At 54.7% G+C, this 15,118-nt stretch carries 10 protein-coding genes; 9 read left to right on the top strand and 1 reads right to left on the bottom strand.

What is annotated here, in order from left to right:
* Positions 1-11 precede the first annotated feature (11 nt).
* From ACFFSY_RS00400 to proA, 4 genes are all read left to right on the top strand, one after another.
* On the top strand, positions 12-221 hold the full coding sequence (locus tag ACFFSY_RS00400; RefSeq protein WP_377488230.1) for a DNA modification system-associated small protein: 210 nt from the start codon (positions 12-14) through the stop codon (positions 219-221).
* Positions 218-2,209, top strand: a complete 1,992-nt coding sequence (gene dndD / locus ACFFSY_RS00395) for a DNA sulfur modification protein DndD (protein WP_377488227.1) — start codon at positions 218-220, stop codon at positions 2,207-2,209. The genes ACFFSY_RS00400 and dndD overlap by 4 nt, the downstream gene beginning before the upstream one ends.
* An 11-nt stretch (positions 2,210-2,220) precedes the next feature.
* Entirely contained in the window at positions 2,221-2,604 is a 384-nt protein-coding gene (locus tag ACFFSY_RS00390) for a hypothetical protein (RefSeq protein WP_377488224.1), read from the top strand.
* Positions 2,605-2,932: 328 nt separating this feature from the next.
* A complete protein-coding gene (proA, locus tag ACFFSY_RS00385; protein ID WP_377488221.1) occupies positions 2,933-8,893 on the top strand; it encodes an anti-phage protein ProA in 5,961 nt (1,986 codons plus the stop codon).
* 396 nt (positions 8,894-9,289) lie between these two features.
* On the opposite strand, the gene ACFFSY_RS00380 is transcribed toward proA, so the two are convergent.
* Positions 9,290-9,589, bottom strand: a complete 300-nt coding sequence (locus tag ACFFSY_RS00380) for a hypothetical protein (protein ID WP_377488219.1) — start codon at positions 9,587-9,589, stop codon at positions 9,290-9,292.
* Between the two features lie 1,575 nt (positions 9,590-11,164).
* On the opposite strand from ACFFSY_RS00380, the gene ACFFSY_RS00370 reads away from it, so the two are divergent.
* The 5 genes from ACFFSY_RS00370 to speD all read left to right on the top strand — a co-directional run bounded on the left by ACFFSY_RS00370 (position 11,165) and on the right by speD (position 14,709).
* On the top strand, positions 11,165-11,605 hold the full coding sequence (locus ACFFSY_RS00370) for a L,D-transpeptidase (RefSeq protein ID WP_377488445.1): 441 nt from the start codon (positions 11,165-11,167) through the stop codon (positions 11,603-11,605).
* Positions 11,606-11,928: 323 nt separating this feature from the next.
* Positions 11,929-12,387 carry an acyl-CoA thioesterase gene (locus tag ACFFSY_RS00365; protein WP_377488216.1) on the top strand — a complete coding sequence of 153 codons (459 nt, stop codon included), beginning with the start codon at positions 11,929-11,931 and terminating at the stop codon, positions 12,385-12,387.
* Positions 12,388-12,480: 93 nt separating this feature from the next.
* Positions 12,481-12,987, top strand: a complete 507-nt coding sequence (locus ACFFSY_RS00360) for an NUDIX hydrolase (RefSeq protein ID WP_377488214.1) — start codon at positions 12,481-12,483, stop codon at positions 12,985-12,987.
* 97 nt (positions 12,988-13,084) lie between these two features.
* Complete coding sequence (locus ACFFSY_RS00355) at positions 13,085-13,432, top strand: hypothetical protein (RefSeq protein WP_377488211.1); 348 nt, start codon at positions 13,085-13,087, stop codon at positions 13,430-13,432.
* A gap of 467 nt (positions 13,433-13,899) precedes the next feature.
* A complete protein-coding gene (gene speD, locus ACFFSY_RS00350) occupies positions 13,900-14,709 on the top strand; it encodes an adenosylmethionine decarboxylase (RefSeq protein WP_377488208.1) in 810 nt (269 codons plus the stop codon).
* Positions 14,710-15,118 lie beyond the last annotated feature (409 nt).

Below are 15,118 nucleotides of genomic sequence, written 5' to 3'. Positions count from 1 at the left end.
GTGACGATAGCGTGACGACTATTATTCAAGATGAAGATGATCTCTTAGTTGAAATCTGCAATAAACATGGCGTAGATCCGCAGTACCTCAGAGAGCTTTTTATGATTGAAAAGGAATATGCGGATAAAAATATGGCAAGAAGAAGAGGCATCTACGAACGCATTACGGAGTGTATTGAAACCTGGGTGGAAGAAGAGGAAGCGGGGATCAACGTTCTATGATTTTTAACTACATCCAGTTTAAAAACTACCGCCCTTATTATGGAACCCAGGAGATTAATTTTAACACTGAAAAACAATCTCCCGGTCCATTTAAGGCTAATATTACTCTTGTTGGCGGTAAGAATGGTCACGGAAAAACATCGCTTATTAATGCCGTATTCATTTGTTTATATGGTCGAAGGATGTTCTCTAAAGAGGAGTATGATCAGTTCAAAAGTGACGCAATCAACCGCAATTTTTATCGAGAGGGCGGTCGTGAAAGCAGTATCGAGCTTTCGTTTTCTGACAGGACTGGGCAATACGTCATAGAGATAACTTTTAGAGAAAATGACAAAGGCGAAGTGCAGGAAATTCGGCGTATTTTTGTTGTGGCTGGAGATCTCCTACGTGAAGCAACGACATCGGATGAAGAATTTAATGCTTTTATTGACCAACGAATACCGATAGACGTCGCTCCATTTTTTATTTTCGACGCGGAGAAAATCAAGGATCTTGTAGGTGAACATGATTCGTCAAAAACGGTTGAAGCCATCCAAAAAATCGTTTCACTCGAATTGTATAATCAGTTACATAGCGATCTATCGCAAATCAAGTACACAACTGAACTAAACTTGTCTAAATCGGTTAAAGATAAGGATTTGGAAAAACTTATTGCCGAACTTGAGGCGTGTGCAAATGAATTGGAGTCGCTAAAAGCCAAAGAGAGACCTGATGATCTCAAAATTGAGTATTTAAACGAAGAGAAAAATAGACTTAATCAGGAGAGGCGCAGAAAACTTGCGAATTCTTCTGTCACAAAGGGGCAAATTCATCGTCGTGTTGGTGAATTGGAAAACGAACTAGATAAACTCAATAAAGCAATTGAAAGCTTCGACAAAGCACTCCCGAAGCTCATCTTAAAGCCGTTGGTTATGGAGCTTCAGAAAGCGATTAGGAAGGAGCAGACTTATCTTTCTAATCTTAATCGCAGCCAGGCGTTGTTCGCTCCATTTGATAAATTTATCACGGATATGCTTAGCAAACAGGTGAATCCACCTTTAAGCCTTGAACAAAAAAATCAGCTAACGGAATCTGGGCGTGAGACCTGGTCACGAATAAACAAAGTACAAGAGATCAAAGTAGAACCGATGAATGTGCTTCACGTTAACGATTTGTCACATAATGAATTACAAGGAATATTGAATTGGAGCCCCAACAATAACTTCAATATTGCGGACCTGATCACTAAACGTGCTCGTGTGGAAGCAGAACTGAAGACACTGCATGAACAAATTAATGATGCTCCAGAAGTTATTGATACTCATGAAGAAGATGAACAGATTGCAAAAATTTCTGAAGAGCTAGGTGCCCTTTATACTACACGAAAGTCACGAAATGAAACGCTGCGTAAGCTGCAAGATCAACATGTCCGATTGTCACGCGTACTCACGGAGAGCCGGCAAAAAAGACAAAATCTCGGACCTGTGGAAGATAAAATTAACCTTATGACTAAACTCATTGGGGCAACTAGGGAATTTATTAATCGTGTTACGGTGCTAAAAGCAGAACGTCTTAAGGTGGAAATTGAGAACATCATAATTCAACTGTTCCGGAAAAAAGATTTACATCGCGTCGAGTTTAGCCCTGAAGAATTTGTGCTTCGTATTTACGATGACGCGGACGTTGAAATTAATCTATCCTCTCGCTCTGAAGGAGAAAAGCAATTAATTGCCTTGGCGATGATTTGGGCGCTCACCAAAGTAGCGGGTACTAATTTTCCGTTCGTTATAGACACCCCGCTTGCACGGCTGGATAGTGATCATAAATCGAATCTCGTTAATCGATTCTTCACGAACCTTAGCGACCAGGTTATTATACTGTCCACGGATACGGAGATTACTAAAGATTTCTTTGAAGAAATAACACCGTTTGTGCAAAAGTCGTACTTGTTGGAGTATAACGATGAAATCAAGTCAACAGAGATCGTTGAAGGTTATTTTTTTGAATAGGGGCGCTCGCAATGGCACATGGACGATTTTCATTAACGGTTGAAGGGGAAGAGAAGCTCTTTAAATTTATGAGCGAGCTGAACTGGACGGAAAAGCGCCCCGAGGCATTAAAACTTGCATTTGCAAAAGGACTTACCTCCGATATAATTCCAGAAAAACGTGAAGGAAAAAGAGCTGAACACGTTGTGGGCAACGGGGTCGTTGCTAAGGGCGAAGATTATATCCTCTACAAGCATATTATGATGGAAAAGATTGGGGAGCCATTAGATGCAAATGGCTTTGATGACTATTTAGTAAGGTATATTGAGCAAGGATTAGACTTGATCGTGGATGAGATAGGTACGCTATCAGATCTTGATAACTATTTTTTATATCTGGTCAACAAACATGTATAAGTGGTAGATCAAAGAGGGACGGATGTGCCCCTTTGGCTTTTTTTATAGTTACTCAACTTTCGCAGAAAGAAATACTCACCGAGAACGAGAACTAGCCGAAGCCCTACGCGACTGGGAGAGCTACTACGTAAGAAAATAAAGGATAAAGCGGTGGCACCTTGAAGCGCCATCGCTTTTTCTGCATTCCATCGATCCCCTCATTCCCATCCCAACCACCACCCCTCAAAATCCTACAAAATTCCCAATATTCCTCCTATCCCCGCGCGCGCCAACATAGGATAGTGCTATGATAGAAGCATCTATTCTACACAGGAAGGAGGCTTTACGGTTGGAACACGCCTTACAAGTTCAATGGCACTATAGCGAGACCGTCAACTACGCCATGCAGCAAAATCACGTCCCCGTCGTGCGGCAGATCGTGCTCGCCAATCGAACAGAGGCGGACCTTCGTAATCTAACGGTCACCATCACGGCGGAGCCCGCATTCGCCTACGAATGGAGTAAGTCTGTCGACGTACTGCCAGCGGGGCAGGCGATCGATCTGGGCATCGTGAATCTCCAAATGTCGGCGCAATTCCTCGCGGAGCTGACGGAACGCATCACGGGGACGCTCACCATCACCGTCCGATCCGACAATCAACTCGTCCACGAGGAGCGCGGCACCATCACGATCCTCGCCTTTGACGAGTGGAGCGGACTCGCGGTCCTACCCGAAATGACGGCCGCCTTCGTCACGCCGAATCACCAGCATATCGCGAGCATCGTGCGCGAAGCGGCGGATATCCTGGCCAAGTGGACGGGGAGCCCATCATTCACCGCCTACCAGAGCAAAAGCGCGAATCAAGCGCGCATCCAAGCCGCCGCGATTTACGCTGCCCTCCATAACCGTAAAATCGCATACTGCGTCGCGCCGCCGAGCTTCGAGCAGATCGGACAGCGTGTCCGGCTACCGGAGACGATTGTCGCGCATCGCATGGGCAATTGCTTAGATCTCTCCCTTCTCTATGCCGCGTGCTTAGAGGCCGTCGGCTTGCATCCGCTCCTCGTGTTCACGACCGGTCATGCGTTCACAGGCGTATGGCTGGTGGAGGAAACGTTCGCCGAGAGCGTGCAGGACGATATTTCGCTGCTGACCAAGCGGCTTGCGCCGGGCGTGAACGAGATGTGCGTCATGGAAGCGACCGCTTTCGTGGAAGGATCGGCCGCCAGCTTCGACGAAGCGGTTAATCTAGCGATCGCGCATTTGCACAATCCGGATCAATTCGATTGCCTCGTGGACATCCGCAGAGCGCGCGCGGCGGCGATACGACCGCTTCCGATCCGGACGGCCAGCGGGAACGGTTGGGTCATTGAATCCACACCGGCATCTTCGAGCGCAAGCCCATCCGCTGCACCCGAGCAGCTGGAGGAGCTCGGCAAGCCGATCGAGGTCGATACCCTCCAACCGGGCACGAAGCAGAAGCAGTGGGAACGCCGCCTGCTCGATATGACGCTGCGCAACGGACTGCTCAATTTCCGTCTGACCAAATCCAGCGTGCCGATCATCACCGCGCAATTGAGCGATCTGGAGGATGCGCTGGCGGAGCGGGAGGAGTTCCAGCTGCTGGCCAAGCCGAGCGACTGGCAGGACAACGCGCGCAGCGCGGGCTTGTACCAGAATGTGAACAGCAATCATCCGCTGGCGCTGCTGCTGCGGGAGGAGTTCAATCGCAAGCGTCTGCGCGCCGACCTTCAATCTTCGGAGTTAGACCGGCGGCTCATCCATCTCTATCGCTCTGCCCGAACCTCACTTGAAGAAAATGGGGCGAATACGCTCTTCCTGGCGCTCGGCTTGTTGAAATGGTACGAATCCCCCGTCAGCGAAGCGCCGCGTTACGCGCCGATCGTGCTGCTGCCCGTCGACATCATTCGCCGATCTTCCCGCCAAGGCTACGTCATCCGGGCGCGCGACGAAGAGCCGCAGATTAACGTAACGCTGCTGGAGATGATCAAGCAGGACTTCGGCATCGGCATCGGCGGCTTGGATCCGCTCCCGCGGGACGAGAAAGGCATCGCGCTCAAGCAGGTGTTCAACGTCTTCCGTCATGCCCTCATTCAAGTCCCCCGCTGGGACGTGGAGGAGAGCGCGTGCTTGGGGTTGTTCTCGTTCGGCCAGTTCGTCATGTGGAACGACATCCGTTCGCGGTCGGAGGAGCTGGCGGAGAACCGCATCGTGGCCAGTCTCATGGCTGGCAAGCTGCAGTGGCAAGGAGCGGCGGACGACGCGGTGGCACTAGACAACACATCACCTTCCAGTCTGGCCGTCCCCATCAGCGCGGACTCTTCCCAGTTGGCTGCAATCCAGGCGGCGGGAAGCGGAGAGAGCTTCGTTCTGCATGGCCCGCCGGGCACCGGCAAGTCCCAGACGATTACGAACATGATCGCAAGCGCACTGGCAAGCGGCAAGAAAGTGCTGTTCGTCGCGGAGAAAATGGCGGCCTTATCCGTCGTGCAGCGCCGATTGGAGCAGATCGGGCTAGGTCCGTTTTGCCTGGAGCTGCACTCGAATAAGAGCACGAAGAAAGCAGTGCTCGATCAGCTGAACGCGGTGCTGGAGACCGCCCGCATTCTGCCGCCGGAGGGGTGGAATGCGCAGTCCGATCGTCTGGCCGGGCTTCGCGACGAACTGAACGGTTATGTCGAAGCGCTGCATCGCAAGCAGCATTTCGGGATCTCGCTGTTCGAAGCCATTTCCGGTTATGAGCAGGCAGGGCAAGGACCGGACTGCGTTCAATTCGACGCGGCTTCGATCGAGGCGCTGCAGCCGGAGCGGTGGACGACTTGGCGCGACCTCGTATCCCAGATGGTCACCGCAGGCAGCCAATGCGGCAATCCGCACGGTCATCCGCTCGCGGATGTGCAACTGAAGAATTACACGCAGCCGGTGAAAGCGGAAGCGGAGAATCTGCTACATCGGTACGCAGCGCATCTATCCGAAGGAGAAGCCGCTTATGCCCAAGCCGCTGATCTACTCGGCATCTCCTCTGTCGCGGCGATGTCACGGCAGCAGACGGTCCTTTTTGCCCGACTGTGCGAGCTGCTCAGCCGCACTCCGGATATTAAGCCAGCCTTCTTGCAAGCGCCTAATGTCGCGGAGACGGTGGCGCTGGTACAAGCGGCGACGGCACAAGGACGCCAGCGGGATCGATTGAAGGCGCAAGTGTTGGCGGCGTTCATGCCGGAGGCATTAAAGTTCGACGCACAACTGACGAATTCAGAGTGGACGAAGACCGAGCTGAAATGGCTGCTGCCAAGATGGGTAGGCCAGAACCGGATCGTGAAGCTGCTCCAAGGCATGGCGGCGTCTGGCGTGACGATCGCGAAGGCCGAGGTGAAGGGCCATCTGTCTTCGATCATCTCCCTGCAGGAGGAGGAGCGGACGTTCCGCGAGAGAGGGACTGCGATCCTCCCGCTGATGGGACAATCGATCCGCAGCGAAGAACAAGGCGACTGGGATGCGGCCGATGCGGCTTGCGCATGGCTGCTGGAGTTGGATCGGACGCTGCTTGAAGCTTTCGGCGTCGTCGGCGCTACCCAGACGAAGACCCGCCTAGCAGAACTTCTCGCGAGTGGCCGAAGCGGCATGCCGGCGCATCAGGACCAGCTCCTTCGCGCGGTACGCGCCGGGCAGGAGATCGCCGCAGCGGAAGAAGCAATCGGACGATTGCTCCAAGCGGACTGGTCTGCACTAACAACAGCTGCCGCGAACGAACACTGGTACCGCTTCATGCAAGGCAAGGCACAACAATGGTCCTCCCATTTGGATCAGCTTCGCGATTGGAGCGCTTGGCGCCGCATTCGCGAACAAGCGATGGAGGCTGGATTGCAGCCGCTCATCGCCAGCTACGAGGAAGGCCGAATCACGACGGGCGAGATCGAAGGCGCGTTCGATCGCGGTTTGTACCGCGCCTGCGCCAACTTCATCATTGCGCGCAACGAGCAGCTGGGCGCCTTCTCGGGCCAACTGTTCGAGGAGGCGATCAAACGGTTCAAGGAAGCGGATCAGCGATTCGCGGAATTGACCCGTCAAGAAATCGCCTCGCGGCTATCTGCCCGTGTCCCGCAAATCACGAAGGAAGCGGCGCAAAGCTCGGAAGCGGGTATTTTGCAGCGGGCCATCCGCAGCGGCGGCCGTTCGATGTCGATTCGGAAGCTGTTCGAAGGCATTCCGAATTTGCTGTCCCGATTGACGCCCTGCATGCTGATGAGTCCCATTTCGGTCGCACAGTATTTAGATCCGAAGCATGCGAAGTTCGACTTGGTCATTTTCGACGAAGCTTCCCAGGTACCTACCGCTCAGGCAGTCGGAGCGTTGGCGCGGGGTGCTCAAGCGGTCATCGTGGGCGATCCGAAGCAGCTGCCGCCGACGAGTTTCTTCTCCAAATCCAGCGGCGACGCGGAGGACGAGGAAGAAGTGCTGCAGGATATGGAGAGCATTCTCGAGGATTGCCTGTCGCTCGGCATGCCGCAGCGGCACTTGACGTGGCATTACCGCAGCCGTCACGAAAGCTTGATCGCGTTCAGCAACGCCCATTATTACGACAACAAGCTGATGACCTTCCCTTCTCCCGACGAGCCGGTATCCAGCGTCACGTGGTTCCCGATCGAAGGGTTCTATGATCGCGGACGCACGAAGCAGAACCGCGCGGAAGGCGAAGCGGTCATCGCGGAGATCGCGCGCCGGCTGAAGCATCCCGAGAAGCGCCAAAGCCTCGGCGTTGTCACCTTCAGCTCGATTCAGCAGACGTTAATCGAAGATATGCTAGACGCGGCGTTCGCGCGCGAACCGGAGCTGGAGCGGTTGGCGGCCGAGCTGCCGGAGCCGATTTTCATCAAGAATCTGGAGAACGTCCAAGGGGACGAGCGGGACGTCATTTTGTTCTCCGTCGGCTATGGACCCGATGCGAGCGGCAAAGTGAACCTCAATTTCGGGCCGCTTAATCGCGAAGGCGGGTGGCGCCGATTGAACGTCGCGGTCTCCCGTGCTCGAGAAGAGATGCTTGTCTTCTCCACGCTTCGCGCTCATCATTTGCAGGCCAGCCGGATTAGCGCGCAAGGGGTGCTCGGGCTGAGATCGTTCTTAGAGTATGCGGAGAAAGGCAAACACGCGCTGCCGGCCGGGGAACTGGCAAAGCAGATTCCGCTTGTCTCCCACGTCCATCGCGCCGTCGCGGACAAACTGCGGCAGCGCGGCTACGAGACGGATCTCTACGTCGGCACGTCCGGCTACCGGATCGACATCGGCGTGCGTCACCCCGAGCAGAGCGGGCAATACGCACTTGGCCTTCTAATGGATGGACCGATGTACCGGAATGCCGATACGGCGCGCGATCGAGATATTTTGCGCGAGCAGGTGCTGCGCCAACTCGGATGGAAGCTCTATCGGCTGTGGACGCCGGATTGGTGGGAGAATGCGGATAAAGTCGTGGAGGGGATCGTGGCGGCGATACAGCAATCGGCCACAGAACGAGAAGAAGCGACGAAAGGCCCGCTCGAATCGCCGAAGGCGGCTGTTCTGAATTGGCCATCTGCAGCAACAGCAGCGCCGCCAGTATCAGAGACGCCAACATTCACACCGCCGACATCAACGCTACCGACATCAACGCAATCAACATCAACGCCACCGACAGCAGCGGCAACCGCCTCGTCGGACCCCGCCGCTGTCGCGCAATCGGCGCAGTCGACCGAGAGCAAGCAAGTCTATCGCCCTGCCGCGCTGGAGAAAGTCGATTGGGGGACAGATTCGTTCTACGCCTCGTCCAACTCTGACTTCATTCTGAAGCAAATCCGGCAGGTCATCCAAGAGGAGGGGCCGATCAGCCGTGGGCTCCTAGCTAAGCGCATCCTGCAGGCATGGGGCATTTCGCGACTAGGCGCTAAGCTCGATCAGCGGTTAACGGAACTGCTGGAACAGTTGAGCGGCACGCGAACCGAGCGTGAGGACGCGATATACTTCTGGCCGGAGGGCGTCGATCCGCACCACTACGCGCATTTTCGAGTCGCGGAGGAAGAGTCGCTGCGTCGTGCCGCCGACGAACTCCCCCCGGAGGAGATTGCCGCAGCGGTGGAATACGTGCTTGCCTCCCAGATCAGTTTGCCGCAAGAAGAGCTGATCAAGCAGGTGGTGAAAGCACTGGGCTATGCGCGCAGTGGAGCCGCCTTGGATAAGGCCGTGAGAACGGGAATCGAATGCGCGCTGGAACGCGGAACGGTCCAGATGGACGACCAGCAGCGAATTATTATGAACTAAACGATTGACGGAGGGCGTCGGCAAGCAGCGGCGACCTCCGTTTTTACTAGGCGTATAGGTCCACCAGATGCACGTTGCCAGTCCAGTGCCTAACGCTGTATTAGCACCACAATTAAGAGAGACCTCAGCTACAGCATTAGCTCCCGGGGACGAATCGAATATGGTGGTCGTTGCTTGCGGCTTGATCGTTTTGACGCAAGAGGACTACAAGTCTTCAAACCGAAGAACATCTTGCCCCAATTGCCGCTGCTGGCTACGTAGGAAACGTACTTCTTTATCGGGACGCTGTGTTTCCGGTTGAACAACCGTCACCTTCGCCCACTTGCCCGATAAGTGCCCATCTACACCAAACAACAAAACCGGGCGCCTAAGCGTCCCGGTTTCATCGTCTCGTTCCTATTCCTCGCTGTTCTTTCCTCGCTGCGCCGCAAGCAGTGCCTGCTTCTCCTTCAGCGCTTTCGCCATCTGCGCAAGTTCCATATCGAGCTGCTCGATCTCTTTGCGCTGCTTATTCTCCCGCGTAATCTTGCTGCTCAAGTCGCTCGCCGACTGGCTCAGCTTCTGATCGCGCTGCAGCTGGTTGATCTTACCCAGCGTCTTCTTGCGCTTCTGTTGATGTCCCCGGATTGTCGTCTCAAGCTCCGCGATCTCGCGCGTCAGCCGATCGATCAAGGAGCGGGTAAAACTAATGCCCATCTCAGCACCTCATGTCCTCACGTTCTTATCCACTCATCTTACTACACCGCTACCGCTTAAGCGAGCAGCGATAGGGGAAGGACATCCCGCCATCACATTCACCGTGCACCCCGCGCCAGCGTGATCACCGTGCACGTCTCGACTTCCCCCCGCGCCAGCGTGATCACCGTGCACGTCTCGACTTCCCCCGCGCCAGCGTGATCACCGTGCACGTCTCGGCTTCCCCCGCATCAGCATGTCCACCGTGCACGTCTCGCCTTCTCTCGCACCAGCGTGATCACCGTGCACGTCTCGACTTCCCCCGCGTCAGCATGTTCACCGAGCACGTCTCGACTTCCCCAGCATCAGCATGTTCACCGTGCGCGTCTCGACTTCCCCCGCGTCAGCATGTTCACCGTGCACGTCTCGCCTTCTCTCGTGCCAGCGTGATCACCGTGCACGTCTCGACTTCCCCCGCGTCAGCATGTTCACCGAGCACGTCTCGGTCATCCTCCGCACCAACTCGATCACGCACACTTCTCGCTGATCCCCAACCCCGGGCCACCCCCTCGTCCCCGCCCAAAATCCCACACGCATCATCCCACCACGCTCTACCTAAGTCCCGCCATCCTCACCGCCCCAAGACCCATTGCCACAATCCGTCACACTGTGCCGCCCCGGACCAAAGATTCGTTTTCGCTCGTCATCTCACGAACAAGCAGGAAAATACAAGAATCTTGACGAAACCTCAGCGCCGAAGCGAATTCATCTAAGGTGTGATCAACAGTGAGACAGTGGGTAAAATGGACCGCGAGCATCATCGTCATGCTCATGACGGTCGGACAATTCATGTGGACGGCGGCAGGGGCGGAAGGCGATTCGTCCGCGGGAAGGTACATCAGCGTAGCGTACACGGTACAACCGGGCGATACGCTATTTGGCGTGGCGCGCCAATTCTATTTGAGCGGCGACGGCTACGCGCGGATCGCAGCGTACAACGGTCTCGCGAACGCGGCGGAACTTAAGGCGGGAGCCACCCTCATCCTCCCGAATCCGATTATTGTAGGCACGTACGAGGTTCAGCGGGGCGACACGCTTTACGCGATCGCCGGCCGTCTGTTCACGCGTAACGGTTACATCCGGAGCATCATGCAGTACAATGGCATTTTGGACCCGGCCCGAGGACTCGAGGCCAATGCCGATCTCGTCATCCCGCAGCCGACGGGGAACGTGAAACATACCGTGCAGCTGGGCGATACGCTTTACAGTCTATCCGTGAGATACTTCAAGCCTGCCGCGTATTTGCAATTTCTGGCGACCTTCAACGGACTCGATCCGGCAGCATCTAAGCTCCTGACTGGTCAAAAGCTCGCCGTGCCCAACCCGTACTACGCATACTCGAGCATCCAGTCCGGCGCAACATCCAATGCGACGCAGTCTGCTTCCGCCGCCGACCCATCCCCAAGTCGGTCCGTATCCGGGCAGTCGAAGCCGCCAGCTTCATCCGCTGGACAGACCGAGACCCCGTCCGCAATCGGAACTGCGACGACACAACAGACAACAGCGACTAAGCCGCACCCGACCCAACCGGCCCAACTGACTCAGCCAGACTCCGCGACCGCGCAGACCGCGAAGCCTTCTCCGTCCAAGCAGACGCTCAGCATCCGGATCGACTTATCCGCGAACCAGCTGTTCGTCCTATCCGGCACGAAGGTGACGAAGACGTTCGCGATCGCCAGCGGCAAGAAGAAGGGGCTGACACCGACCGGTACGTTCGCCATCATTACGAAGATCAAGAACCCGTATTACTCGGGCAAAAATATCCCCGGCGGCGATCCCGCGAATCCCCTCGGCACCCGCTGGATGGGACTTGACGTCCCGAACACGAACGGCACCAAATACGGCATCCACGGCACCAACGTACCGTCGTCGATCGGCCAATACGTGAGCGCCGGCTGTATCCGCATGCTCCAGAAAGACGTAGAATGGCTGTACGACGCGATCCCGTCCGGCACGAAAGTCGTTATCGAAGATTAGCTCTCGAAGATTAGCTCTCGAAATTAACTCTCAAAGATTAACTCTCAAAATTAGCCATCGAAGACTAGCCCTCGACCATTTGCTAATGAACATTAGATCACGATCATTAACCATCAAGCATCAGCAATTGAACATGAACTCAACTAATCCCGACGTCAGTATTCAAATCGAACGGGGAATCGAACCCCTATCGAAGACCAGCCGCTGAGGTCCGCCACGCCGCGCATTCAACGAAGCGCCTCGGTCCGACAGCCATATTGTGGTTCGCGCCCGCGGCCTGCTACAATGAATGTTGTATCGTGCAACTCGAAGGGAGCTTCGTCATGAGAAAAGAATCCTTTATCCAGCCCGATCCCAACGCCTGGCTGGACAAATTTCGTTTTTACACGCCGATCAAAGTACGGTATTGCGAGACGGATCTGCTCGGCCACGTGAATAACGTCAGCTATTTTATGTATTTCGAGCAGGGGCGCATCGAATATTTCGAGAATTTGGAGCTGACCGGCGAGCTGTTCTCCGATGAGAAAGTGTCCGTCGTCGCCGATCTCGAGTGCCAGTACCTGGCGCAGCTATACCTGAAAGACCCCATTAAGCTATACATAAGAGCCGCACATGTCGGGCGCTCATCCATCGACATTGAATACGCGCTAGTGGTGAACGATCAGTTGAAGGCCGGCGGACGCGGCGCGATCGTGCTCATCGATACGAAGACGGGGAAGAGCACGCCGATTTCCGACGCCGCGCGCGAGCGGATTCTTGCCTTCGAAGGCGCACAGCCGTAAACAGAGGCGTAATCACTCGAATCTCAAGACGGAGTCATCCGTCTTTTTTCATACCTACTTTTTAAATTAGCAGGCAAGGGGGAGCGAGGCCAAATGTTTCGATATACGATCGCGTTTATCCGGCGGGGGAACGATGTGCTGATGCTGAACCGGAACGCGGCGCCCAATATGGGACTGTGGAACGGCGTCGGCGGCAAGCTCGAGCAGGGGGAGACGCCGCTTGTGAACATTGTGCGGGAGATCGAGGAGGAGACGGGACTGAGCATAGAGGCGAGCCAGCTTCGATTCGCCGGTATCGTCACCTGGACGAGCGAGGAGGGGAGCGGTGGCATGTATGCATTTGTCGCGGAATTGCCCTTGGACGCGGATGTCTTCGAAGGACCAGTAGGCACGCGGGAAGGCATCCTCGATTGGAAAAGCCCCGAGTGGCTGTGTCACCCGCGCAACTACGGCGTCGTGAGCAACGCACCGCATTTTCTGCCTTACATGCTGGAGCATCAGACTCCCGCCGAGCACCATTTTACCTACAGCAACGATCAACTGACGGCATACGAACGGCGTGAGCTAGTACAGCCCAGCCATCACAACCTACATTTCTAGTCTCTATCCAGTCGCACCGCGCCTCACCACCCGTTAACCAGCCAGCCTAAAAACCGTCCCTCCCGCATACAGATGAATCAAGGAGCGTGATGGGGACGTGGATCAACAGTTGAAGCGGTATTACCAACTCAAGAACAAGCATAAGGAAATCGAGCAGGAGCTCGCCGAGCTGCGCGCGGAGATTACCGGCTACTGTGCGGAGCAGGGGGAGGCAGGACTCGAAGCGGGCGGCTACCGCGCCAAATTAGTGCTGCAGGAGCGAAAGGAATACGACGAGGAGAAGCTCTATGCAGCACTCCCCGATCCCCAGTTATGGCGGTTGCTGGCGAGGCCCCACACCTCCAAAATCGCCAGTCTGCTCAAGCTGGGCGTCCTTAAGGACGAGCACCTGCAAGGCACTTTTCAATCCAAGACGGTCACTTTGCTGCACGTGGAGAAAAAATAACGGCCGCGCTAGCTGCCAACCAAGCCTCGCCAACCATGGCGAGGCTTTTCAGCGCGTAGTGACTCGCCGGTACCAACATCTCTCGAACTGCAAGCGTCCTACGCGGTTGGCGTGATGCCGTCATTAAACATTGCGGTGAGCGTATGAAGGCCGCCGGCGGGGCGACCGCCTTTTCTGAACCGCCAGCCTTCCGGTATGTCGGTGCTCGCTCACGGTCATACGCCGGCGCTCAAACCTCGTGCTCGCGGGAAGAGTCCTCCTATTTGGCAGAGGCGTCCGTCAAGTTTCGCTTGGAACAGCGCTCTTCGCTTAAGGTGCGATGAAGCTCGTCATTTCATGGCGTTGATAGAACTCCGGACAAGCGGGTAATAAAAGCTGTTGCCCCGAACCATGGAAGCGGCCGGAATAGGGGACTCCGATCGAGGGAACATTAGACGGGAACTTTTAACGAAACGGGGGATTCCTTCATGTCACTGACGCCCGAACAACGCATCACGCTGCACGGCTTCAACAATCTGACCAAATCGCTCGCGTTCAATATGTACGACATTTGCTATACGAAGACCAAAGAGGAGCGGGAAGCTTATCTTGCCTATATCGACGAACAGTACAATTCCGAGCGGCTGACCAAAATCCTCAAGCACGTTACCGACATCATCGGCGCCCATGTGCTTAATATCGCCCGTCAGGATTACGAGCCGCAAGGGGCCAGCGTCACGATCCTGGTTTCGGAAGGACCGGTGGAGACCGCGCCGACCGAGTCGTTCGAAGAATCGCCTGGTCCGCTTCCGGATACGGTCGTCGCCGCGCTCGACAAAAGCCACATTACCGTACATACGTATCCCGAGTATCATCCGGACGAGGGAATCAGCACCTTCCGCGCGGATATCGACGTTTCTACGTGTGGTGAAATATCGCCTCTGAAGGCGCTCAACTATCTCATCCATTCTTTCGACACCGACATTATGACGATCGATTATCGGGTGCGCGGATTTACGCGGGACATCACGGGACACAAGTTATTCATCGATCACGACATCAGCTCCATCCAAAACTACATTCCCGACGAGATTATCGACCAATACGACATGATCGACGTCAACGTGTATCAGGAGAACATCTTCCATACGAAGTGCAAGCTGCGCGAATTCGATCTGAACAACTATCTGTTTGGATACACCAAGGAGAAGCTCTCGCCTGCAGAACAGAAGGTCATCACCGAGCAGCTCCGCCACGAGATGGACGAGATTTTCTACGGCAAAAACATCACGCGTTAAAGGAAGGCTGTTCTCACGTTCGTGGGAGCGGCTTTTTCCTTGGATATTTCTCCTAGATAGTGCCCTTTAAAAAAACTTTAAAAACAGACTTGCATTTTGTCGTATGGGCGTGTAAGATGTAAAAGTCCTCAGCGAACGAAACAAACGCGAGAACGAGAAACAAAAAGATTTAAAAAAAAAGCTTGCAACGGAATACGACAATGTGTTATATTCTAATTCCGGCCGCGAGAGCGACGGACAAGCAAAAGAAACAACTTGTTCCTTGAAAACTGAACAATGAGCGATATGTCAAAGCTAGTGAAGTAATGAGCTAAACAAGCACTTCTCGACAAAATGCTGCTCGTAACCCCCGGTTACGGCAAACCAATTTGTCTTTTATGGAGAGTTTGATCCTGGCTCAGGACGAACG

Source organism: Paenibacillus aurantiacus (assembly GCF_042431225.1).
Taxonomy (GTDB): domain Bacteria; phylum Bacillota; class Bacilli; order Paenibacillales; family Paenibacillaceae; genus Paenibacillus_Z; species Paenibacillus_Z aurantiacus.
Note: the sequence above shows the minus strand (reverse complement) of the source record. Positions and strands in the feature narration are given on the sequence as shown.